The sequence below is a fragment of the Microbacterium sp. BH-3-3-3 genome, from assembly GCF_001792815.1.
Taxonomy (GTDB): Bacteria; Actinomycetota; Actinomycetes; order Actinomycetales; family Microbacteriaceae; genus Microbacterium.
In genome coordinates, this window is record NZ_CP017674.1 from 306,305 (window position 1) to 328,868 (window position 22,564).

Sequence of the window (22,564 nt, forward strand, 5' to 3'; positions counted from 1 at the left end):
CATGACCACGCCCCGCCGCCTGCTGCTCGTCAACGGCCCCAACCTCAATCTGCTCGGCACGCGGCAGCCCGAGATCTACGGTCGTGACACGCTCGCCGACGTCGAACGCGTCGTCGACGAGGCCGCCGCGCGTCACGGGCTCGAGGTGCGCGCCGTGCAGAGCAATCACGAGGGCGTGCTGATCGACGCGATCCACGACGCGCGCCTCGACTGCGCCGGCATTGTGATCAACGCCGGAGGACTCACGCACACCTCCATCGCCCTGCGCGACGCCCTGGCATCCGTCGCCCTCCCCGTCGCCGAGGTGCACATCTCGAACATCAAAGAGCGAGAGGCGTTCCGGCACTTCTCCTACATCGAAGACGTCGCCGTCGTGCACGTCATCGGCGAGGGCGTCCCGGGCTACGCGCGCGCGGTCGACCTGCTGATCCCCGTCATCGCCGGACGCGCCGAGGGCTGACGCGCCGCGCCCGGGCGCGGATCGCACCGGCGTCGGGGCATCGCGTAGACTCGGTCGCCGGGTGCGCGCCACAGCGCGGACCCTCCTCACACGAAACGGAACAGCGACCTCATGGCATCCACCGCAGACATCAAGAACGGCGTCGTCCTGAACATCGACGGTCAGCTCTGGAGCGTCGTGGAGTTCCAGCACGTCAAGCCCGGCAAGGGCGGCGCGTTCGTCCGCACCAAGCTCAAGAACGTCATGAGCGGCAAGGTCGTCGACAAGACGTTCAACGCCGGCGCGAAGATCGAGACCGAGAACGTCGACCGCCGCGACTTCACCTACCTCTACAACGACGGTGACGGCTTCGTCTTCATGGACGTGCTCGACTACGACCAGATCACCGTGGGAGCCGCCACCGTCGGCGACGCGGCCAACTTCCTGCTCGAGAACCAGCAGGTGCAGATCGCGCTGAACAACGGCAACCCGCTCTACGTCGAGATGCCGCCGTCGGTCATCCTCGAGGTCACCTACACCGAGCCGGGCCTGCAGGGCGACCGCTCGTCGGCCGGCACCAAGCCCGCCACCGTCGAGACCGGTTACGAGATGCAGGTTCCGCTGTTCCTCGAGACCGGCACGAAGATCAAGGTCGACACCCGCACGGGTGACTACCTCGGTCGCATCAGCTGACGTTGAGCGCCCGTACCAAGGCGCGCAAGCGCGCCCTCGACATTCTTTTCCAGGCCGACGTGCGCGGCGAAGAGCTCGCGATCATGCTGGCCGCCGAGGCCAAGCGCGCGGCATCCGAGCCCGCGCGTGAAGCCTCGTGGCTGTACGCCCGCGACATCGTCGACGGCGTGATCGACAACCGCGACGCCATCGACGAGCAGATCACCACGTTCTCGAAGGACTGGTCGCTCCAGCGCATGCCGGCCGTCGACCGTGCCCTGCTGCGGATGGCCGCGTGGGAGATCCTCTACAACGACGAGGTTCCCGTGGCCGTCGCCATCGACGAGGCCGTGGAGCTGGCCAAGGAGTTCTCGACCGACGACTCCGGCTCGTTCGTGCACGGCGTGCTGGCGCGCATCGCGCGTTCGTCCTGACCCCTCTCGACGTGTTCCGACGCGGCCCCGACCCGGTGTCGGCGGTCGCGTCGCGTCGTTTCGCGGATGCCGAGACCCGGGCGTCCGCGCGTCCGGCGCCCGCACCCGCGCCGATGTCGGAGGCTCCCGGCAGGATGCTCCCGTGACCTCGTGGCGCGACCTCGTCCCCGCGGGCGAGACGACCGCTTTCGAGCCGCTCGCCCTGGGCGTCGAGCTGCGCCAGCGCGAGGCGTACGACCCGGCGCGGTGGGAGGCCCGCGCGGTCGTGCCGGTGACCCCGCGCTCGCTCGCCCAGCGCCAAGACGACCTGCAGTTGGTCGCACGTCCGCTCGTGCGCGGAGCCCGCGACGCCTGGATCCGCGCCGATGCCACCTGGGATGCCGTGCGCCGATCGTCGGGTCGCTTCGACCCCGCGCACGTGCGCTGGTTCGCCGAACTGCACGCGCTGGCCCAGGCGCTGCGCACCACCGGCCCCTTCGCGCCGTCCGGCGATACGGTCGCCCTCGACGCCGCCGACTCGCCCCTGCTGTGGCCGCTCCTGCGCAGCGGCGAGGTGCTCGGCATCCGGATCGTGCCGATGCATGCGCAGCAGAGCGTCCGCCTCGCGCGCACCGCCACCGCGCGCGTGGCGCTCGACGCGGTGGGCGGGGGAGCGCTGCGCGTCTCGGCCGACCTCGAGATCGACGAGCGGCGCGTCGACGCCGCCCACGCGCGCGCCCTCGGCGCCGCGGGGCTGTTCGCCTACGAACTCGACCGCGACCCGGTGCCGATCGTGCTCGCCGCCGTCGAGCTGCCGGCGCCCCTGCCGGCCCTTCTCAGCGGCGGGGTCGTCGAGGTCTCGTCGGCCGATGCGGCGGAGTTCCTGGCCGAGATGTACCCCCGCCTCGCCCGGCGCGCTCCGCTGTCGGTGGGGGCGGGGGTTCCGGCCCCACCGCCGCCGCGGCCGACCCTCGAAGTCGCCGTGACGTACGCCGACGACGACGTGGCCTTCGTCCTCACCTGGGCGTACCCCGGCACGCACCGCGTCGCCTACGACGCCACGGCCGACGACCCCGAGCGCGACCCCCGCGCCGAAGCGCAGATCGGCGAACGATTCGAGACGGCGTGGCTGGCGGCATCCGACCTGCCGGTGACGGCGCGCGCCACGCTGCGCGACGCCGACGCGGCGGTGTTCGTCTCGCGCGTGCTCCCCGCCGTCGACCTGCTCGACGAGGTGCGGGTGCGCGCGACCGGCACGGCACCGTCGTTCCGCGAGCTCCGGGGCGACCCCTCGCTGCGCATCACGGCGGTGGAGTCCGTCGACCGCGACTGGTTCGACCTGGGGATCGTGGTGACGATCGAGGGTCGGACGATCCCGTTCGCCACCCTGTTCTCGGCTCTCTCCCGCGGGCGCACGCGCATCAAGCTCTCCGACGGCGCGTGGTTCTCGCTCGCGCACCCCGCTCTGCAGCGGCTCCGCGATCTGCTCGACGAGGCGGCGGCCCTCGACGAGTGGGAGGCCGGGCCGCGCCTGCCGCGCACCCATCTGTCGCTGTGGGCGGAGTTCGAAGACGTCGCCGACCAGTCCGAGGCGGCGGTCGAGTGGCGCCGGCTCGCCCGCGCCCTGCGCGACGTCGCCGACGTGCCGCGAGTGCCGACGCCCCCCGGATTCCGCGCCGAGCTGCGCCCGTACCAGCGCGAGGGCCTGTCGTGGCTGGCCCTGCTGCACCGGCATCGACTGGGGGGAATCCTGGCCGACGACATGGGGCTCGGCAAGACCCTGCAGCTGCTCGCCCTCATCGCCCACGCGAGAAACCTCGGCGACGAGCGGCCGTGGCTGGTGGTCGCCCCGACCTCGGTGCTGCCGACGTGGCGCGACGAGGCCGCGCGGTTCGCTCCCGGCCTGCGGGTCGCCGTCGTCGAAGCCACCGCCGTCCGTCGCGACCGCACCATCGCCGAGGTCGCCGCCGACGTCGACATCGTGGTCGCCCCGTACGGGGTCGTGCGCGCCGATGCCGACGAGTTCGCCGGCCCGCACTGGGCGGGGGTCGTGCTCGACGAGGCGCAGTTCGTGAAGAACCCGGCGACCCGCATCCATCGCGCGATCGCGGCGCTGCGCACCGACGCGGTGTTCGCGGCGACCGGCACCCCCATCGAGAACGGCCTCGACGATCTGTGGGCCCTGCTCGCGCTGACCGCGCCCGGACTGTTCCCGTCGATCCGGCAGTTCCGCGAGGACTACACGCGCGCGATCGAGCAACTTCCCGCCGACGCGCCCACCGCGCTGTCGGCCGCCGCGGCCGGCGCGCACCGCGAGAAGACGCTGGACCGTCTCCGCCGCCGCGTGCGGCCCTTCCTCCTGCGCCGCACGAAAGACGTCGTGGCCTCCGATCTCCCGCCCAAGCAGGAGCAGGAGATCGCGGTCGCCCTGGGGCCCGCGCACCAGGAGCTCTACGACCGGGTGCTGCAGCGTGAGCGGCAGAAGGTGCTCGGGCTGCTCGACGACCTCGACCGGCAGCGCTTCATCGTCTTCCGCTCGCTGACGCTGCTGCGCATGCTGGCGCTGGCCCCGGGCCTCGTCGACGAGCACGACGCGCACCTGGGCTCGGCCAAGCTCGACGTGCTGCTGGAGCGTCTCGTCGAGGTCGCCGCCGAGGGGCATCGCGCGCTGGTCTTCAGCCAGTTCACCTCGTTCCTCGACCTGGCCGCCGCGCGATTGGATGCCGCGGGCCTGGCCTACGCCCATCTCGACGGCAGCACGGCTCGCCGCGGCGAGGTGATCGAGGGCTTCCGCGGGGGAGACGCCCCGGTGTTCCTCATCAGCCTCAAGGCCGGGGGTTTCGGGCTGACCCTCACCGAGGCCGAGTACGTGTTCGTTCTCGACCCCTGGTGGAACCCCGCCGCGGAGTCGCAGGCCATCGACCGCGCCCACCGCATCGGCCAGACCCGGAGCGTGTTCGTCTACCGGCTCATCGCCGCGGGCACGGTCGAAGAGAAGGTGCGGGCATTGCAGCACCGCAAGGCGGCGCTGTTCGACGCCGTGATCGACGACGACGACGCCTTCGCGGCCTCGCTCGACGCCGACGACATCCGGGGGCTGCTGGGGCCCTGACGCGGGGCGCAGCGCGGGCACCCCGGCATCCGTTCTCGCGAGCGACCCGCCGTGGCTCCCCGAACCCGTTCAGCCACCCCCGCGTAGACTCGTCAGGTTCGCCAACGACACAGGAGCGACATGAGAATCACCGGCCTCGGCCACGCGGGCATGTTCATCGAGACCGCGGGTGGCAGCATCCTCTGCGACCCGGTCATCGGTCCGAGCTTCTTCGGCTCGTGGTTCCCGTTCCCCGACAACCGCCAGCTCGACTGGGAGCGGTACGGCGCGGCGGACTTCCTCTACATCTCGCACCGCCACCGCGATCACTTCGACCCGGCGGTGCTCGAGCGGTACGTGTCGAAGGACATCCGCGTGCTGCTGCCGGAGTACCCCACCGACGACCTCGAGCGCGACCTGGTGGCCCTCGGGTACACGAACCTGGTGCGCACCGAAGCGGGCGTCCCCCTGCAGTACGGGGATCTGAAGCTCATGATCACGCCGCTGCGCGCCCCCTCCGACGGCCCCATCGGCGACTCGTCGCTGTCGGTCGACGACGGAACCGCGTCGATCCTCAACCAGAACGACTCGCATCCCCTCGACCTCGAGAAGCTCATGGACTTCGGCAAGCCCGACGCCTACTTCACGCAGGTGTCGGGCGCCATCTGGTGGCCCATGGTCTACGACCTGCCGCTCGATGCGAAAGAGAACTTCGCGCAGCTCAAGCGCGACGCGCAGAACAAGCGCGCGATGTACTACATCGAGAAGGTGGATGCCGAGCACGTCTTCCCCATGGCGGGACCGCCGATGTTCCTGCGCGAAGAGCTCTTCCGCTACAACGGCACCGGCCTCGAGAACGACTCGATCTTCACGGATCAGCGGGAGTTCCTCGCGCACATGAAGCAGCAGCGCCCCGATCAGAAGGGCTACCTGTTCCTCCCCGGCGCCGAGGTCGAGGTGCGGGGGTCCGACGTCACCGTGACGCAGACGCTCTACACCGACGCCGAGATCGACCGGGTCTTCGGCGACAAGTGGAACTACCTCGCCGAGCAGCGCGACGCGCGCCAGAGCGAGGTCGCCGCGGAGGTGGCGTCGCGCGCCGAGATCCTGCCGCCCGCCGAGATGCTGGCCGCGATCAAGGAGTGGTGGGAGCCGCTGCTGCGCCGCGCGCGCACGATCCGCAACGGCGTCGGGGGAGCGGTGCGCTTCCGCATCGGCGAGCTCGACATGGTCGTGGACTTCCCCAAGGCGAAGGTGCGCGAGTACGCCGGCGAGGACTGCATCTACTGGTACACGATCCCCGCCGACCTGGTGTCGACGAACATCCGCGACCACGAGATCGACTGGTCGAACTCGATCTTCCTGTCGATGCAGTTCGAGGTCGGTCGCTCGGGCAAGTTCAACGAGTTCCTCACCACGTTCCTCAAGTGCCTGTCGCGCGACCGCATCGAATACGTCGAGAACTGGTACGCCGAGCAGTCGGATCAGACCGAGGATGCCGAGATCGACGGCTGGACCGTGCAGCGTCGGTGCCCGCACCTGCGCGCCGACCTGACCAAGACCGGCAAGATCGAGGACGGCGTGCTGACCTGTTCGCTGCACGACTGGAAGTGGGACCTGGCGACGGGCCGCTGCCTGACGACGACGGGTCACCCGATCCGCTCGACGCGCGCCGCCGAGACGGCCGAGGTCGCCGCGGGCTGAGCCCGCGGCCGCGGGCGCCACGGCGCCACCGTCCCGGACCTGCCGTCACGGCATCCACCCGCTAGACTCGACCACGAACCACAGCAACCTTTAACCCCGTCCCGTGAGGCGGAGAAGGGAGCGACGGATGAGTACGCGCACCGTTATGCACGATGCCGACATCGCCCGCGCTTTGACGCGCATCTCGCACGAGATCCTGGAGTCCAACAAGGGACCGGAGGGACTCGTCCTCCTCGGCATCCCGACCCGCGGCGTCACGCTCGCGAACCGCATCGGGCCGCTCGTCAGCGAATTCGGGGGAGCGCCGGTCCCGGTCGGCTCGCTCGACGTGACGATGTACCGCGACGATCTGCACCGCAACCCCACCCGGGCGCCGCGCAAGACCGAGATCCCCGCCGGCGGCATCGACGGCCGGGTCGTCGTGCTCATCGACGACGTGCTGTTCTCGGGCCGCAGCATCCGCGCCGCGCTCGACGCGCTGCAGGACATCGGCCGCCCCGCGGCCGTGCGCCTCGCGACCCTGATCGACCGGGGGCACCGCGAGCTGCCGATCCGCCCCGACTTCGTGGGCAAGAACCTCCCCAGCGCCCGCGACGAACGCGTCAACGTGCGCCTCGCCGAGATCGACGGCATCGAAGAGGTGACGATCGGATCATGAGGCACCTCCTCGACACCCAGCACCTCTCGCGCACCGCGGCCCTGTCGATCCTCGACGTCGCCGAGGACATGGCCGACACCCAGCGCCGCGAGAACAAGAAGCTCCCCACGCTGCGGGGCAAGACCGTGGTCAACCTCTTCTTCGAGGACTCCACGCGCACCCGCATCTCGTTCGAGGCGGCGGCGAAGCGCCTGAGCGCAGACGTCATCAACTTCTCGGCGAAGGGCTCCAGCGTCAGCAAGGGCGAGTCCCTGCAGGACACCGCCCAGACGCTCCAGGCGATGGGGGCGGATGCCGTGGTGATCCGCCACGGCGCGTCCGGCGCCCCGCGGACGCTTGCGACCAGCGGATGGATCACCGCCGGGGTCGTGAACGCCGGCGACGGTACGCACGAGCACCCCACCCAGGCGCTGCTCGACGCGTTCACGATCCGCAAGCGTCTGTTCGGCGACGACAGCCGCGGGCGCGACCTGGCCGGCATCCGGGTCACGATCGTCGGCGACGTGCTGCACTCGCGCGTGGCGCGGTCGAACGTCTGGCTGCTGCACACCCTCGGCGCGCACGTGACCCTCGTCGCACCCCCCACGCTCGTTCCCCAGGACGTGCGCGGCTGGCCGGTCGAGATCGACTACGACCTCGACCACGCCATCGCGCAAGAGCCCGACGCGCTCATGATGCTCCGCATCCAGCTGGAACGCATGAACGCCGCGTATTTCCCGACTGAACGGGAGTATTCACGACGCTACGGTCTCGACGCGCGGCGTTTGGAGGCCCTGCCGGGCGGTAGCATCGTTCTGCACCCCGGCCCCATGAACCGGGGTCTGGAGATCTCCGCCGAAGCCGCCGATTCCCCCGCTCGACGGTGCTCGAGCAGGTCACGAACGGCGTCTCCGTGCGAATGGCCGTGCTGTACCTGCTGCTGGCGGGCGAGCGGCCCGACACCGAGAAAGAGGACCTTCGATGAGCCACGCCCCCTCCCAGACGCTTCTGGTCCGCGGCGCGCGCGTCGAGGGACGGGATGCCACCGACCTCCTGGTGCGCGACGGGGTCATCGTCGAGACCGGCTCGGGTCTGTCGCACGCGGGTGCCACCGTCGTCGACGCCGACGGACTGATCGCCCTCCCCGGCCTGGTCGACCTGCACGTGCACCTGCGCGAGCCCGGGTTCGAGGCATCCGAGACCGTCCTCACCGGATCGCGAGCCGCCGCGGCCGGCGGATTCACCACCGTCTTCGCCATGCCCAATACTTCGCCCACCGCCGACACCGCCGGAGTCGTCGAGCAGGAGCTCGCGCTGGGCGAGGCGGCCGGGTACGTGCACGTGCAGCCCATCGGTGCGGTCACGGTCGGCCAGAAGGGCGAGCGGCTCGCCGAGCTCGGCGCGATGGCGGACTCCCGCGCGCGCGTCCGGGTCTTCAGCGACGACGGCTTCTGCGTGTTCGACCCGCTCATCATGCGCCGAGCGCTCGAGTACGTGAAGGCGTTCGACGGCGTCGTCGCCCAGCACGCGCAAGACCCGCGGCTCACCGAGGGCGCGCAGATGAACGAGGGCGCCGTCTCGGCCGAACTGGGCCTGACCGGCTGGCCGGCCGTCGCCGAAGAATCGATCATCGCCCGCGACGTGCTGCTGGCCGAACATGTGGGCTCGCGCCTGCACGTCTGCCACCTCAGCACCGCGGGGTCGGTCGACATCATCCGCTGGGCCAAGAAGCGCGGCGTGAACGTGACCGCCGAGGTCACCCCGCACCACCTGCTGCTGACCGACGAACTCGTGCGCGACTACGACGCGCGGTTCAAGGTCAACCCGCCGCTGCGCCGCGAAGAAGACGTCCTGGCCGTGCGCGAGGGCCTGGCCGACGGCACGATCGACATCGTCGCCACCGACCACGCCCCGCACCCCGCCGAGGCGAAGGCCTGCGAGTGGGCCGCCGCGGCGAACGGCATGGTCGGCCTCGAGAGCGCGCTGCGCGTCGTGCAGCTGGCCATGGTCGACACGGGCCTGCTCGACTGGGCCGACGTCGCCCGGGTCATGTCGGCCGCCCCCGCGCGCATCGGCCGTCTCGACGGGCACGGCACCCCGCTGACCGCGGGACAGGCCGCGTCGTTCACGCTGTACGACCCGCGCCCCTCGCGCCCCTTCGGGGTGGGCGACCTGCGCGGCCGCAGCAAGAACTCGCCGTACCTCGGCCGCGAGCTGCCGGGCGAGGTGCGCTGGACCGTGCGTCGTGGCATCCCCACGGTCGTCGACGGCGCCCTGCTCGACGCCCCCGGGGTGCTCGCGTGAGCCGCGAAGGAGCCCTGCTGGTCATGGCCGGCGTCGCCGTCGTGCTGCTGGCGCTGCTGGCCTGGGCCTGGGTGCGACGAACGCGGCGCGATGCGCGCTACACGGTCCCGGTGGGGGAGCTGCCCGAGAACGCCGTCGAAACGGCGATGTTCCCGGGGCTCTACGTCGCCACGACCCGTCACGACGAGCCGCTCGAGCGCCTCGCCATCAAGGGTCTCGGTTTCCGCTCCCGCGTCGACATCACGGTCACGACCCTCGGTGTCGCCCTCGACCTGCCCGGCCAGCCCCGCATCGCGCTCACCCGCGACCGCCTGGTGGATGCCGCTCAGGCCACCGTCGCCATCGACCGCGTGGTCGAGCGCGACGGCCTGACGCGCATCAGCTGGCGCATCGACGACAACACCGTCGTCGACACCTACCTCCGACCCCAGGATGCCTCGGCGAAAGCTCTCGCCGACGCCATCCGTCCCCTCATCCTCACGACAGGAAGCGACGCATGACCGCCGTGACCCTTTCCTCACTCATCTCGCGAGACCCCGCCGTCCTGGTCCTCGAAGACGGCACCCGCTACACCGGCCGCGCGTACGGCCAGCGCGGCGAGACCCTCGGCGAGGTCGTCTTCGCCACCGGCATGACCGGCTACCAGGAGACGATCACCGACCCCTCGTACGCGGGCCAGATCGTGCTGCAGACCGCCCCGCACATCGGCAACACCGGGGTGAACGACGAGGACCCCGAATCGCGCCGCATCTGGGTCGCCGGCTACGTCGTGCGCGACCCCTCGCGCATGGTGTCGAACTGGCGCGCCGACCGCTCGCTCGACGACGCGCTCGTCGAAGACGGCATCGTCGGCATCTCGGGTATCGACACCCGCGCCGTCACCCGTCGCATCCGCTCCTCGGGCAGCATGCGCGGCGGCGTCTTCTCGGGCGAGCTCGCGAACCTCGATGCCGACGAGCAGCTGCGCCGCGTCCGCGAGGCTCCCGGCATGGCCGGGCGCAACCTGAGCGCCGAGGTGTCCGTCACCGAGGTCGAGGTGACCGCCGCCACCGCGGAGCGCATCGGCAACCTCGCCGTGCTCGACCTGGGCGTGAAGACCTCGACGATCGACAACCTCGCCGCCCGCGGCTTCGACGTGCACGTCTTCCCGCAGTCCGCGACGATCGACGAGATCCGCGCCATCGAGCCGGTCGCCGCGTTCTACTCCAACGGCCCCGGCGACCCCGCGGCCTCCGACCAGCACGTCGAGCTGCTGCGCGCCGTCCTCGGCGACGGACTGCCGTTCTTCGGCATCTGCTTCGGCAACCAGCTGCTGGGGCGCGCCCTGGGCTTCGGCACCTACAAGCTGCCCTTCGGCCACCGCGGCATCAACCAGCCCGTGCTCGACAAGACCACCGGGCGCGTCGAGATCACCTCGCAGAACCACGGCTTCGCGGTCGACGCTCCGCTGGACGCCGTGGTCGACAGCCCCGCCGGCTTCGGCCGCGTCGAGGTGAGCCACATCGGTCTCAACGACAACGTGGTCGAGGGCCTCCGCGCCCTCGACATCCCCGCGTTCAGCGTGCAGTACCACCCCGAGGCCGCCGCCGGCCCGCACGACGCCAACTACCTGTTCGACCGCTTCCGCGACATGGTTATCGCCACCCAGGAGAAGAAGAATGCCTAAGCGCGACGACATCCACTCCGTCCTCGTCATCGGCTCCGGCCCGATCGTCATCGGTCAGGCCTGCGAGTTCGACTACTCCGGCACCCAGGCGTGCCGCGTGCTCCGCGAAGAGGGGGTGCGCGTCATCCTCGTCAACTCCAACCCGGCGACGATCATGACCGACCCCGACTTCGCCGACGCGACCTACATCGAGCCGATCACCCCCGAGGTGATCGAGACGATCATCGCCAAAGAGAAGCCGGATGCCATCCTCCCCACGCTCGGTGGACAGACGGCGCTGAACGCGGCGATCGCGCTGCACAAGCTCGGCATCCTCGAGAAGTACGACGTCGAGCTCATCGGCGCCGACTTCGAGGCGATCAACAAGGGCGAGGACCGTCAGATCTTCAAGGAGCTCGTGCTCGAGGCGGGCGCCGATGTCGCGGCATCCGTCATCTGCCACTCGATGGACGAACTGATCGCCGGCGCCGAGAAGCTCGGGTACCCGCTGGTGGTCCGACCCAGCTTCACCATGGGCGGCCTCGGCTCGGGCTTCGCCTACGACGAGAACGACCTCCGCCGCATCGGCGGCGCGGGCCTGCACGACTCGCCCACCAGCGAGGTGCTGCTCGAGGAGTCGATCCTCGGGTGGAAGGAGTACGAGCTCGAGCTCATGCGCGACACCGCCGACAACACGGTGGTCGTCTGCTCGATCGAGAACGTCGACCCGGTCGGCGTGCACACGGGGGACTCGATCACCGTGGCCCCGGCGCTGACGCTCACCGACCGCGAGTACCAGAAGCTCCGCGACATCGGCATCGACATCATCCGCGCCGTGGGCGTCGACACCGGCGGCTGCAACATCCAGTTCGCGGTCGACCCCGCGACCGGCCGCATCATCGTCATCGAGATGAACCCGCGCGTCTCGCGATCCTCGGCCCTGGCGTCCAAGGCCACGGGCTTCCCGATCGCCAAGATCGCCGCCAAGCTCGCGATCGGCTACCGCCTCGACGAGATCCCCAACGACATCACCAAGGTGACCCCGGCGAGCTTCGAGCCCACGCTCGACTACGTCGTGGTCAAGGTGCCGCGGTTCAACTTCGAGAAGTTCCCCGCCGCCGACACCACGCTCACCACGACCATGAAGTCGGTCGGCGAGGCCATGGCCATCGGCCGCAACTACACGACCGCCCTGCAGAAGGCGCTCCGCTCGCTCGAGAAGCGCGGATCCAGCTTCCACTGGGGCGAGGAGTCGCGTTCTGTCGACGAGCTGCTCGAGGTGTCGAAGAAGCCGACCGACGGCCGCATCGTCGTGCTGCAGCAGGCGCTGCGCCTGGGCGCGACCCCCCAGCAGGCGTTCGACGCGACGGCGATCGACCCGTGGTTCATCGACCAGATCGTGCTCATCAACGAGGTCGCCGGCTTCATCGCACAGGCCGAGACCCTCGACGCCGACACCCTCCGTCTCGCGAAGGACCACGGCTTCAGCGACGTGCAGATCGCCCAGATCCGCGGTCTCGACGAGGCCGAGGTGCGCGGCATCCGGTACTCCCTCGACGTGCGCCCGGTCTACAAGACGGTCGACACCTGCGCGGGGGAGTTCCCGGCGCTCACGCCGTACCACTACTCCAGCTACGACGTCGAGACCGAGGTCACGCCCTCGGACCGCACGAAGGTCGTCATCATCGGCTCGGGCCCGAACCGCATCGGCCAGGGCGTCGAGTTCGACTACTCGTGCGTGCACGCGTCGTTCGCGCTGTCGGATGCCGGGTACGAGACCGTCATGGTCAACTGCAACCCCGAGACCGTCTCGACCGACTACGACACCAGCGACCGCCTGTACTTCGAGCCGCTGACGCTCGAGGACGTGCTCGAGGTGCTGCACGCCGAGGCGCAGTCGGGCACGATCCTCGGTGTCGTCTGCCAGCTGGGCGGCCAGACGCCGCTGGGCCTGGCGAAGGGCATCGAGGCCGCCGGTTACACGATCCTGGGCACCAGCCCCGAGGCGATCGACCTCGCCGAGGAGCGCGAGCTGTTCTCGCGTCTGCTCGACGAGGCGGGTCTCGTGGCCCCCCGCAGCGGCACAGCGATCGACGTCGACGGCGCCGTGGCGATCGCCGAGGAGATCGGCTACCCCGTGCTCGTGCGCCCCAGCTTCGTGCTCGGCGGCCGCGGCATGGAGATCGTCTACTCGACCGACGCCCTGCGCGACTACTTCGTGCGCGTCGCCGACCAGGCGATCATCGGACCCGGCCTGCCGCTGCTGGTCGACCGCTTCCTCGACGACGCGATCGAGCTCGACGTCGACGCACTCTACGACGGCACCGACCTGTACATCGGCGGCGTCATGGAGCACCTCGAAGAAGCCGGCATCCACTCCGGTGACTCCTCGTGCACCCTTCCGCCGGTGAGCCTCGGTCGCACCGAGGTCGACCGTGTGCGCGAGGCCACCCTCGCGATCGCGAAGGGCGTCGGCGTGCGGGGGCTGCTCAACGTGCAGTTCGCGATCTCGGCCGGCGTGCTCTACGTGATCGAGGCCAACCCCCGCGCCAGCCGCACGGTGCCGTTCGTGTCGAAGGCCCTCGGTATTCCGCTCGCGAAGGCCGCCAGCCGCATCATGGTCGGTGACACCATCGCCGAGCTCATCGCCGAGGGGCTGCTGCCCGAGGGCGACGGTTCCCGCGTGCCGCTCGACGCACCCGTCGCCGTGAAAGAGGCCGTGCTGCCGTTCAAGCGGTTCCGCACCGCCGACGGTCACACCGTCGACTCGGTGCTCGGACCCGAGATGCGCTCGACCGGTGAGGTCATGGGCATCGACCGCGACTTCCCGACGGCGTTCGCGAAGTCGCAGGAGGCCGCCTACGGCGGCATGCCCACCTCGGGTACCGTGTTCATCTCGGTCGCCGACGCCGACAAGCGCGCCGTCATCCTGCCGGCCCACCGTCTGCAGGAGCTCGGCTTCGAGCTGATGGCCACCGAGGGCACGGCCGAGATCCTGGCCCGCAACGGCATCAAGGTGCAGGTCGTCGAGAAGTACTCCGAGACGCAGGGGTCGGGTCAGCAGAACGTCGTCGACCTCATCAACGCGGGCGAGATCGACATGATCGTCAACACGCCCAGCGGCGGCACGGCCCGCGCCGACGGGTACGAGATCCGCGCGGCGGCCGTGGCCGCCGACAAGGCACTGTTCACCACGATGGCCGTCCTGGGTGCCGCCGTGAGCGCCCTCGGCGCCATGAAGGACGGCTTCGAGGTGCGGAGCCTGCAGGAGTACGCCATCGATCGCGCGGGGCGTCTGTGAGCGAAACGTTCGGCCAGCGGCTCAGCGCCGCCCTCGACACCCACGGCGCCCTGTGCGTCGGCATCGACCCCCACGCCGCACTCCTGTCGGCGTGGGGGCTGGATGCCACGGCCCAGGGCGCCCGGGAGTTCGGTCTGCGGGTGGTCGAGGCCGCCGTCGGCCGGGTCGGGGTGGTCAAGCCGCAGGTGGCGTTCTTCGAGCGGTACGGCTCGAAGGGCTTCGCCGCGCTCGAAGACGTGATGGCCGAGGCCCGCGCGGCGGGTCTGCTGGTGATCGCCGACGCCAAGCGCGGCGACATCGGCACGACGATGGAGGGCTACGCCCACGCCTGGCTCGAGCCCGGTTCGCCGCTCGAAGCCGACGCCGTGACCCTGACGCCGTATCTGGGCGCCGATTCGCTGCGCGCCACGCTCTCGCTCGCGGTGCATCACCGCAAGGGCGCCTTCGTCCTCACCGCGACGAGCAACCCCGAGGCACGGGCCGTGCAGAGCGCGATCGTCGACGACGCCCTCGCCGTCGGCGATCACGAGCACGTCGCCGCGCGCGTCGCGCACGACATCAACGAGGCCAACCTCGGAGCGCCCGGAGCCCTGGGCCCGATCGGCGTGGTGGTGGGCGCCACGGTCGACCGCGCCGCCTTCGGCCTCGGCGACGTCGCGCTGGCGGGCATGCCGATCCTGGCTCCCGGCTTCGGCGCGCAGGGTGCCGAGCCCGCCGACCTGGGCCGCCTCTTCGGCTACGTCGCGAAGGCGGTCGTGGCCAACGAGAGCCGGAGCATCCTCGCGGTCGGACCCGATCGTCTGGCCGCCCGCATCGATCAGCGCGCCGCGCTCTACCGGGAGACCCTGCATGGCTGAGACCCGTCGCCCGCCCGAGGTCGACCGCGCCGCCGCCTCGCGCCGCGCCGTCGAGGCGCGTCGCGAGCGCGCCGCGCTCAAGCGCGACGTGTCGACGCGCGTGATCTCGCCGCAGGAGCTCCTTCGGCGGGGACTCGCCGACCCGCTGTCGGCGGCCGGGGCCATGCGCGTCACCGAGTTCCTCACCGCGATCCCCGCGATCGGCGAGAGCAAGCGCGACCGCATCCTCGCCTCGCTCGGCATCTCGCCGGTCAAGCGCCTGGGGGGCCTCGGCACCCGTCAGCGCGACGCATTGCGCGCCTTCCTCGACGGCCGGTGGCCCGAGCCCGGGCCGCGTGACGGACGCAGCCGCCTCATCGTGCTGGCCGGTCCCACCGCGGTCGGCAAGGGAACGGTGGCGGCGCACATCAAGGAGCACTACCCCGAGATCCACCTCTCGGTCTCGGCGACGACGCGCGCGCCCCGTCCCGGCGAGGTCGAGGGCGAGCACTACTACTTCGTCGACGACGCCGAGTTCGACCGTCTGGTCGCCACCGGTGCGCTGCTGGAGTGGGCGGTCGTGCACAACAAGAACCGGTACGGCACGCCCCGCGAGCCCATCGAGCGGGTGCTCGCCGACGGCGGCACCGCCCTGCTCGAGATCGACCTGCAGGGCGCGCGCCAGGTGCGGGCGGCCGATCCCTCGGCGACCCTGGTCTTCCTGCTCCCGCCCAGCTGGGACGAACTCGTCCAGCGCCTGGTCGGACGCGGAACCGAAGACGCCGAGGAGCGCGCCCGACGCCTGCGCACCGCCCGCGTGGAACTCGCGGCCCAGAACGAGTTCGACTACCGCGTCGTGAACGAAGACGTGGCGTCGGCCGCCGCCGACGTCGTCGCCCTGGCCGCCGCGCAGCACTGACGCGTCGCCGACCCGTTGCGGCGTGGTTCGGCCGGGCTCGGGTTGGCTCGGCGCGCGGGTCGGCTCGGCGCGCGGGCCGGTTTGGCGCGCGGGCCGGTTTGGCGCGCGGGCCGGTTTGGCGCGCGGGCCGGCTCGGGGCGCGGGCCGGCTCGGCGCGCGGGCCGGCTCGGCGCACGGGCCCGTTCGGGGCGCGAATGGTGCAACGGGGCGGACACGGTGCGCCCCGGTGCACCGAACACGCCCCGATGTCGCGCCTTCGGCGTGGCCGACACTGCCGTGGCTGCCCCGCCGGGCGTCGCGGCACACGCCGCGGCGGGCCCTCGGCACAGTCCGAGCCCGCGTCGGCTAGAATACGAGGATGCTTCGGCGCTTCCGGCGCCGCATCCACCCCATCCCGCCGAACCAGGAGGTTCCCCATGGCCGGACGTGACAAGGGCATCATCGACCCGCCCATCGACGCACTGCTCGACAAGGTCGACTCGAAGTACCAGCTGGTCATCTACGCGTCCAAGCGTGCGCGTCAGATCAACGACTACTACTCCGACCTTCACGAGGGCAACCTCTTCGACAACGTCGGGCCGCTCGTCGACTCGACCGTCGAAGACAAGCCGCTGACGATCGCGCTGCACGAGATCCACGAAGACAAGCTGCGTCTGCGCGCTGCGGAGTAATCTCCCGGCGAGACCCGCTCACACGTGAACTGTTCACAGATGTGACGATGCCCCGGACGGCCGTGCGCCGCCCGGGGCATACTTGTGCCCGTCCCCACCTCGCTACCCTCCCGGAGTCGCCTTGACCGACCTGCGCCTGTTCACGTCCGAGTCCGTCACCGAAGGACACCCCGACAAGATCTGCGACCAGATCTCCGACAGCATCCTCGACGCCATCCTCACCGATGACCCCACCGGTCGCGTCGCCGTCGAGACCCTCGTCACGACCGGTCTCGTGCACGTGGCCGGCGAGGTGTCGACCAGCGCCTACGTCGAGATCCCGGCGATCGTGCGCGACGTGGTCAACCGCATCGGCTACACCTCCAGCGACACGGGCTTCGACGGCGAATCGTGCGGCGTCTCGATCTCGATCGGCGCACAGTCGTCCGACATCGCCGCGGGCGTCAACAAGGCGTTCGAGCAGCGCGAGCGGGGCTCGGTCGATCCCCGCGATCTGCAGGGCGCGGGCGACCAGGGCATCATGTTCGGCTTCGCGACGAACGAGACCCCGCAGCTCATGCCGATGGCGATCTGGACCGCCCATCGCATCGCCGAGCGCCTGGCATCCGTCCGCAAAGACGGCACGCTCCCGTTCCTGCGCCCCGACGGCAAGACGCAGGTCACCCTCGGCTACGAGGGCCTCGTTCCACGCACCGTCGACTCCGTCGTGCTGTCGACACAGCACCACCCCGACATCTCGCAAGAAGACCTGCGCGCCGAGGTCCAGGCCACTGTCATCGACCCCGTGCTGGCCGAGACGGGTCTCGAGCTGCCCGACGTCAAGTACTACATCAACCCGGCCGGCCCGTTCGTCATCGGCGGCCCCAAGGGCGATGCCGGTCTCACCGGTCGCAAGATCATCATCGACACCTACGGCGGGGCCTCCCGTCACGGCGGCGGCGCTTTCAGCGGAAAAGACCCGTCGAAGGTCGACCGCTCGGCCGCCTACGCCATGCGGTGGGTGGCGAAGAACGCCGTCGCCGCGGGCCTCGCCGACCGCCTCGAGGTGCAGGTGGCCTACGCCATCGGCAAGGCCAACCCCGTCGGGTTGTACGTGGAGTCGTTCGGAACGGCGCACGTGGCCGACGACGTGATCGTGCGCGCGATCCGCGAGGTGTTCGACCTGCGCCCCAAGGCCATCGTCGACCAGCTCGATCTGCTGCGCCCGATCTACGCGCAGACCGCGACCTACGGCCACTTCGGCCGCGAACTGCCCGACTTCACCTGGGAGCGCACCGACCGCGTCGACGAGCTGCGCGCCGCCTCCGGGATCTGAGCGTGCAGCACGGCCGCGGGCCACGCGGCTCCGTCGGCGTTGCGCGTCTCGGGGTTGCGGGCATCGGTGTCGCGGGTCTTGGCGGCGCGCGAGTCGGCGAGGCGGGCGCCAGCATGGTCGGCGCCCCGGGCGTCAGCGCTGCAGGTCTCGGCAGCACGCGCGTCGGCGCCGCGGGCCTCAGCACCGCGGGCCTGGGCACCGCGCATAATCACGCCCGCGGAGATGGCTCGTGAGCGAGCGTCGCGTGGCGCGCGTGCAGCTCGAGTCGCCCGTACCGCAGCTCGATCGCCTGTTCGACTACGCCGTGCCGCACCCGCTCGTCGGCGACGTCGCACCGGGAGTGCGGGTGAAGGTGCCGTTGCGCTCGGCGGGTCGCATGATGGACGCCTTCGTCGTCGAGGTCGTGGCCGATGACGGCAGCGAGCGCCCCCTGTCGTCGATCGAGACGGTCGTCTCGCCGATGCCGGTGCTGCCCGAGCGGCTGTACACGCTGGCTCGGCGGGTCGCCGACCGCGCGGCGGGGTCGGTGAGCGACGTGCTGCGCCTGGCCGTCCCCAAGCGCATGGTGCGCGCCGAGAAGGCCTGGGCGGCCGCCCCCGCCCCCGAACCGCCCGAGGTCGTTCCCGCCGCCCTCGAGCGCGCCCACGAGCTGCTCGCCCCCTATGCCGACCTCGCCGCGGCGATCGACGGCGGCGAGCGCATCGCCGTCGATGCCCCTCCGCATCCGAGCGGCGACCTGCCGCGCGGCGCGTGGGCCGATCTTCTGGCCGCCGCCGCCGTGCACACGCTGGCGCGGGGACGCAGCGCCGTGCTCGTCGTTCCCGACTACCGCGATCAGGCGCAGCTGCTGGCGGCATTGGCCGAGCTGGTGAGCCCGGATGCCATCGTGCGCGACGATTCCGATCAGTCCGGCCCCGCCCGCTACGCGCAGTATCTGCGTGCCCTCGCCCCGGTGCCGTGCATCGTGGTGGGTCGTCGATCGGGTGTGTACGCCCCGGCGCACGACACGGGTCTCGTGGCCATCTGGGACGACGGTGACTCCCTGCTCGCCGAGCCGCTGGCCCCGGGGGTGCACGCGCGCGACGCCGCCCTGGTGCGGCAGGAGCTCGAGGGCTCCGCCCTGCTGTTCGCCGGGCACACCCGTACGACCGACGTGCAGCGCCTGGTCGAGGTGGGGTACGTCCGCGAGATCGTGCAGACCCGTCGCCCCAGCCCGCGCATCGTGCTCAGTGCCACCCGCGAGGGCGAGCAGCGCATGTCGCGCGTCCCGTCGTCGGCGTTCGCGGCGGCCCGTGAGGCGCTGAAGAGCGGTCCCGTGCTCGTGCAGGTCGCGCGTCCCGGGTACGCGCCGTCGCTCGTCTGCGCCGACTGCCGTCGCCCGGCCCGCTGCGCGCACTGCGCGGGGCCCTTGCGTGCCGCGCGGCCGGGGGCGACCCCGGTGTGCTCCTGGTGCGGGCGCAGTGCCCACGCCTGGACGTGCGGGCACTGCGGGTCGGCCAAGCTGCGCATGGCGTCGTCGGGCAGCGAACGCACCGCCGACGAGCTCGGTCGTGCGTTCCCGAACACGCGGGTGATCGTCGCCGACGGTGCGCATCCGGTGGCCGAGGTCGACGACCAGCCCGCCCTGATCATCGCCACTCGCGGGGCCGAGCCCCTGGCACGTAAGGGCTACCGTGCCGTCATCCTGCTCGACGGTGACCGCATGCTGCAGAGCGAGGCCCTGCGCATCGCCGAGAACTGCCTGCGCTGGTGGTCGAACGCCGCCGCCCTCGCCGCCCCGGGCGCTCCGGTGCATCTGGTCGGGGTCGCCGGTCCCGTCGCCCGCGCGCTGGCGACCTGGACTCAGCCGGCCTATGCGCGCGGCGAGCTCATCGAGCGTGCACCGCTGCGCATGCCGCCCGCCGTGCGGGTGGCCAGCGTCGACGGGCACACCCGCAGCGTCGACGCGCTGCTGGCGTCACTGCGCGAGACGGTGCCCGAGCTCGACCCGCTCGCCGTCCTGGGCCCGGTCGACACCTCCGAGACCCCCGACGTCGCCACCTCCCGGGCGCTGGTGCGCTTCGACTACGCACAGGGACGCGCGGTGGCCGAGGCCCTGCGGGCCGGAGTGATCGCCGATGCTCTGCGCGCGCGCAAGTCGCGGAAGAATCGCGGTCCCCAGCCGCGCAGTACGCTCAGAGTTCGTCTCGACATCCCCGAGCCCGATCTGTGAGCGTGCGGCGATCCCGACCACCCGCTCCGCACAGCCCGCTTCGAACCGTCTGAGGAGAACCATGCGCCTCGTCTTCGCCGGCACCCCCGCCGTCGCCGTCCCCTCGCTCCGTGCCCTGGCATCCGGTCCGCACGAGATCGCCGCCGTCGTCACGCGCAGCGATGCGCTCCAGGGCCGCAAGCGCGTACTCACGCCCTCGCCGGTGGCGCAGGCCGCCGACGAGCTGGGCCTGCCGGTGATCAAGGCCGATCGCCTCGACGCCGACGTCACCGCCCGCATCGCCGCGCTCGAGCCGCAGCTCGGCGTGATCGTCGCCTACGGCGGACTCGTGCGCGAACCGCTGCTGTCGACGCCCGCGCACGGGTGGATCAACCTGCACTTCTCCCTGCTGCCGCGCTGGCGCGGCGCCGCCCCCGTGCAGCGGGCGCTCATCGCGGGCGACGCGGTGACCGGGGCCAGCGTCTTCCAGCTGGTCGCCGCTCTCGACGCGGGCGATGTGTTCGCCGAGGAGCGCTACGCCGTTCCCTCCGGTGCGACGTCGTCCGAGGTGCTCGACGCCCTCGCCGAGCTCGGCTCGCCCCTGCTGGCCCGCGTGGTCGACGACATCGCCGCCGGAACGGCCGTCGCCACCCCGCAGGCGGGCGAAGCGACCGTCGCGCCCAAACTCGTGCTCGCCGACGGTGCGCTCGATCTCACCCGCGACGCCGAGGACCTCCTGCACCAGATCGCCGGGGTCACGCCCGAGCCCGGCGCCCACACCACGCTCGACGGCGCCCGGTTCAAGGTGCTGCGGGCGACCCCCGCCGATGCACCGCCGCTGCCGCCCGGGAGGGTCGCGGCATCCGGAAGAGACGTCATCGTCGGCACCGGCACGACGCCCCTGCGCCTCGAGAGCGTGCAACCCGCCGGTAAGGGCGCCATGGACGCGGGGGACTGGTTCCGTGGTCTGCGCACGAGCGACCCGGTGCTGGGCGCATGATCGTGCAGGGAGCGCGTTCGGTCGCGTACGACGTCCTGCGTGCGGTCTCGGGTGACGAGGCCTACGCCAACCTGCTGCTCCCGCACGCGATCGTGCGGGCGAAACTCGACGCGAAAGACGCCGGTCTGGCCACCGAACTCACCTACGGCACCCTGCGCCGTCGCGGCACGTACGACGCGATCATCGCCGCCGCCGCCGACCGGACGATCGACCGCATCGACCCGGCGGTGCTCGACGCCCTGCGGCTCGGCGTGCACCAGTTGCTGTCGACCCGCGTGGCCTCGCACGCCGCGGTCAACGAGTCCGTCGAGCTGGCGCGTCGCCACGGCGGCGGCAAGGGCGCCGCGGGCTTCGCGAACGCGGTGCTGCGTCGAGTCTCGCGCGACACCCCCGGCCAGTGGATGGACCGCATCGCCGCCGACGCCCGCAGCGACGACGAGCGCCTCGGGCTGACGACCTCACACCCGGTGTGGATCGTGCGGGCGCTCCGCCGCGCCCTGACCGCCGAGGGCCGGGCCGACGAGCTCGACGCACTGCTCGCGGCCGACAACGTCGCCCCGCGGGTCGCGATGGTCGCCCTCCCCGGCCTCGCCGAGGTTCCCGACGACGCCAGCCCCACGCCGTACGCCCCGACGGCGTTCCTCACGCGCGGCGGAGACCCCGAGGCGCTCATCCGTTCTTCCGGTGGCCGCATCCGCGTGCAAGACGAGGGATCCCAGCTCGCGGCCCTCGCCCTGAGCCGCGCGTTCCCCGTGCGCGAGGGAGAGCGCTGGCTCGACCTGTGTGCGGGTCCCGGCGGCAAGACCGCGCTGCTGGGCGCCGAGGCCCTCGCCCACGGTGCGCACCTCGACGCCAACGAGATCGCACCGGCGCGCGCGGGTCTCGTTCGCCAGGCCGTGGCATCCGTCCCCCTCGACATCGAGGTGAGCGAAGAAGACGGTCGCGAACGCGCGACCCGCACGCCGGGGGAGTACGACCGCATCCTCGTCGATGCCCCGTGCACGGGGATCGGGGCGTTGCGACGCCGTCCCGAGGCGCGGTGGCGCAAGACTCCGAGCGACGTTCCCGACCTCACCGCTCTGCAGCAGGACCTCGTGCTCGCGGCCTTCGAGGCGCTGAAGCCCGGGGGAGTCGTCGCCTACGTCACGTGCTCGCCGCATCTCGCCGAGACCGCGGGCGTCGTGGCCGAGGTCAAGCGTGCCCTGGGCGATGCGGTGGAGGAGCTCGATGCCCGCGCCGTCGTGCGCGACATCGTCGGTGAGCCCATCGATCTGCCCGACCAGGCCGACGGTTCGCTCCGCGCCCAGCTGTGGCCCCACCGCCACGGCACGGATGCCATGTCGATTGCCCTCCTGCGCAAGCGCTGAGACGCTCACCACCGCGTGAGTCGCCACGATTTGTCGCTCCCGCGCCGCCTGCGGCGACA

General features: G+C 71.5%; 17 protein-coding genes and 1 pseudogene. All 18 read left to right on the forward strand.

Going from position 1 to position 22,564, the window contains the following annotated elements; translation table 11 throughout:
- Position 1 precedes the first annotated feature (1 nt).
- The 18 genes and pseudogenes from BJP65_RS01500 to BJP65_RS01585 all read left to right on the forward strand — a co-directional run bounded on the left by BJP65_RS01500 (position 2) and on the right by BJP65_RS01585 (position 22,505).
- Positions 2–460, forward strand: a complete 459-nt coding sequence (locus tag BJP65_RS01500) for a type II 3-dehydroquinate dehydratase (protein WP_070408004.1) — start codon at positions 2–4, stop codon at positions 458–460.
- A gap of 111 nt (positions 461–571) precedes the next feature.
- The gene (efp, locus tag BJP65_RS01505) at positions 572–1,132 is read left to right on the forward strand and encodes an elongation factor P (RefSeq protein WP_055837365.1); all 561 of its coding nucleotides are present in this window, start codon (positions 572–574) and stop codon (positions 1,130–1,132) included.
- A 2-nt stretch (positions 1,133–1,134) separates the two neighbouring features.
- A complete protein-coding gene (gene nusB, locus BJP65_RS01510) occupies positions 1,135–1,545 on the forward strand; it encodes a transcription antitermination factor NusB (RefSeq protein WP_055837367.1) in 411 nt (136 codons plus the stop codon).
- A 142-nt stretch (positions 1,546–1,687) separates the two neighbouring features.
- Positions 1,688–4,636: a DEAD/DEAH box helicase gene (locus BJP65_RS01515; RefSeq protein WP_070408005.1), complete on the forward strand. Its 2,949-nt coding sequence runs from the start codon at positions 1,688–1,690 to the stop codon at positions 4,634–4,636.
- 120 nt (positions 4,637–4,756) lie between these two features.
- On the forward strand, positions 4,757–6,319 hold the full coding sequence (locus BJP65_RS01520; RefSeq protein ID WP_070408006.1) for a Rieske 2Fe-2S domain-containing protein: 1,563 nt from the start codon (positions 4,757–4,759) through the stop codon (positions 6,317–6,319).
- A 127-nt stretch (positions 6,320–6,446) separates the two neighbouring features.
- Positions 6,447–6,977, forward strand: a complete 531-nt coding sequence (pyrR, locus tag BJP65_RS01525; RefSeq protein ID WP_055837376.1) for a bifunctional pyr operon transcriptional regulator/uracil phosphoribosyltransferase PyrR — start codon at positions 6,447–6,449, stop codon at positions 6,975–6,977.
- Positions 6,974–7,941 (forward strand): annotated as a pseudogene (locus BJP65_RS01530) (aspartate carbamoyltransferase catalytic subunit). Before pyrR ends, BJP65_RS01530 begins: the two are co-directional and overlap by 4 nt.
- Positions 7,938–9,260, forward strand: a complete 1,323-nt coding sequence (locus BJP65_RS01535) for a dihydroorotase (protein ID WP_055940223.1) — start codon at positions 7,938–7,940, stop codon at positions 9,258–9,260. Before BJP65_RS01530 ends, BJP65_RS01535 begins: the two are co-directional and overlap by 4 nt.
- The gene (locus BJP65_RS01540; RefSeq protein WP_070408007.1) at positions 9,257–9,760 is read left to right on the forward strand and encodes a hypothetical protein; all 504 of its coding nucleotides are present in this window, start codon (positions 9,257–9,259) and stop codon (positions 9,758–9,760) included. Before BJP65_RS01535 ends, BJP65_RS01540 begins: the two co-directional genes overlap by 4 nt.
- Positions 9,757–10,926: a glutamine-hydrolyzing carbamoyl-phosphate synthase small subunit gene (gene carA / locus BJP65_RS01545; RefSeq protein ID WP_055837389.1), complete on the forward strand. Its 1,170-nt coding sequence runs from the start codon at positions 9,757–9,759 to the stop codon at positions 10,924–10,926. The genes BJP65_RS01540 and carA overlap by 4 nt, the downstream gene beginning before the upstream one ends.
- The gene (gene carB / locus BJP65_RS01550; protein ID WP_070408008.1) at positions 10,919–14,206 is read left to right on the forward strand and encodes a carbamoyl-phosphate synthase large subunit; all 3,288 of its coding nucleotides are present in this window, start codon (positions 10,919–10,921) and stop codon (positions 14,204–14,206) included. The genes carA and carB overlap by 8 nt, the downstream gene beginning before the upstream one ends.
- Positions 14,203–15,063, forward strand: a complete 861-nt coding sequence (gene pyrF / locus BJP65_RS01555; protein ID WP_055940220.1) for an orotidine-5'-phosphate decarboxylase — start codon at positions 14,203–14,205, stop codon at positions 15,061–15,063. The genes carB and pyrF overlap by 4 nt, the downstream gene beginning before the upstream one ends.
- Positions 15,056–15,961, forward strand: a complete 906-nt coding sequence (gene gmk, locus BJP65_RS01560) for a guanylate kinase (RefSeq protein WP_055940218.1) — start codon at positions 15,056–15,058, stop codon at positions 15,959–15,961. Before pyrF ends, gmk begins: the two co-directional genes overlap by 8 nt.
- Before the next feature lie 416 nt (positions 15,962–16,377).
- Positions 16,378–16,632 carry a DNA-directed RNA polymerase subunit omega gene (gene rpoZ, locus BJP65_RS01565; RefSeq protein WP_055837405.1) on the forward strand — a complete coding sequence of 85 codons (255 nt, stop codon included), beginning with the start codon at positions 16,378–16,380 and terminating at the stop codon, positions 16,630–16,632.
- 121 nt (positions 16,633–16,753) lie between these two features.
- Positions 16,754–17,947, forward strand: a complete 1,194-nt coding sequence (metK, locus tag BJP65_RS01570; protein ID WP_070408009.1) for a methionine adenosyltransferase — start codon at positions 16,754–16,756, stop codon at positions 17,945–17,947.
- Positions 17,948–18,176: 229 nt separating this feature from the next.
- Positions 18,177–20,159, forward strand: coding sequence for a hypothetical protein (locus BJP65_RS01575; protein ID WP_070408010.1), 1,983 nt, complete (start codon positions 18,177–18,179; stop codon positions 20,157–20,159).
- Between the two features lie 61 nt (positions 20,160–20,220).
- Positions 20,221–21,138, forward strand: coding sequence for a methionyl-tRNA formyltransferase (fmt, locus tag BJP65_RS01580; protein ID WP_070408011.1), 918 nt, complete (start codon positions 20,221–20,223; stop codon positions 21,136–21,138).
- A complete protein-coding gene (locus BJP65_RS01585) occupies positions 21,135–22,505 on the forward strand; it encodes an RsmB/NOP family class I SAM-dependent RNA methyltransferase (RefSeq protein ID WP_070408012.1) in 1,371 nt (456 codons plus the stop codon). Before fmt ends, BJP65_RS01585 begins: the two co-directional genes overlap by 4 nt.
- The last annotated feature ends 59 nt before the right edge of the window (positions 22,506–22,564 follow it).

What these genes read in the sequence shown, in the direction of transcription:
- gmk (WP_055940218.1), top strand. Translation starts at nt 15,056, where the DNA reads ATGGCTGAGACCCGTCGCCCGCCCGAGGTCGACCGCGCCGCCGCCTCG.
- fmt (WP_070408011.1), top strand. Translation starts at nt 20,221, where the DNA reads ATGCGCCTCGTCTTCGCCGGCACCCCCGCCGTCGCCGTCCCCTCGCTC.
- carA (WP_055837389.1), top strand. Translation starts at nt 9,757, where the DNA reads ATGACCGCCGTGACCCTTTCCTCACTCATCTCGCGAGACCCCGCCGTC.
- BJP65_RS01500 (WP_070408004.1), top strand. Translation starts at nt 2, where the DNA reads ATGACCACGCCCCGCCGCCTGCTGCTCGTCAACGGCCCCAACCTCAAT.
- efp (WP_055837365.1), top strand. Translation starts at nt 572, where the DNA reads ATGGCATCCACCGCAGACATCAAGAACGGCGTCGTCCTGAACATCGAC.
- BJP65_RS01585 (WP_070408012.1), top strand. Translation starts at nt 21,135, where the DNA reads ATGATCGTGCAGGGAGCGCGTTCGGTCGCGTACGACGTCCTGCGTGCG.
- rpoZ (WP_055837405.1), top strand. Translation starts at nt 16,378, where the DNA reads ATGGCCGGACGTGACAAGGGCATCATCGACCCGCCCATCGACGCACTG.
- carB (WP_070408008.1), top strand. Translation starts at nt 10,919, where the DNA reads ATGCCTAAGCGCGACGACATCCACTCCGTCCTCGTCATCGGCTCCGGC.
- BJP65_RS01520 (WP_070408006.1), top strand. Translation starts at nt 4,757, where the DNA reads ATGAGAATCACCGGCCTCGGCCACGCGGGCATGTTCATCGAGACCGCG.
- BJP65_RS01535 (WP_055940223.1), top strand. Translation starts at nt 7,938, where the DNA reads ATGAGCCACGCCCCCTCCCAGACGCTTCTGGTCCGCGGCGCGCGCGTC.
- pyrR (WP_055837376.1), top strand. Translation starts at nt 6,447, where the DNA reads ATGAGTACGCGCACCGTTATGCACGATGCCGACATCGCCCGCGCTTTG.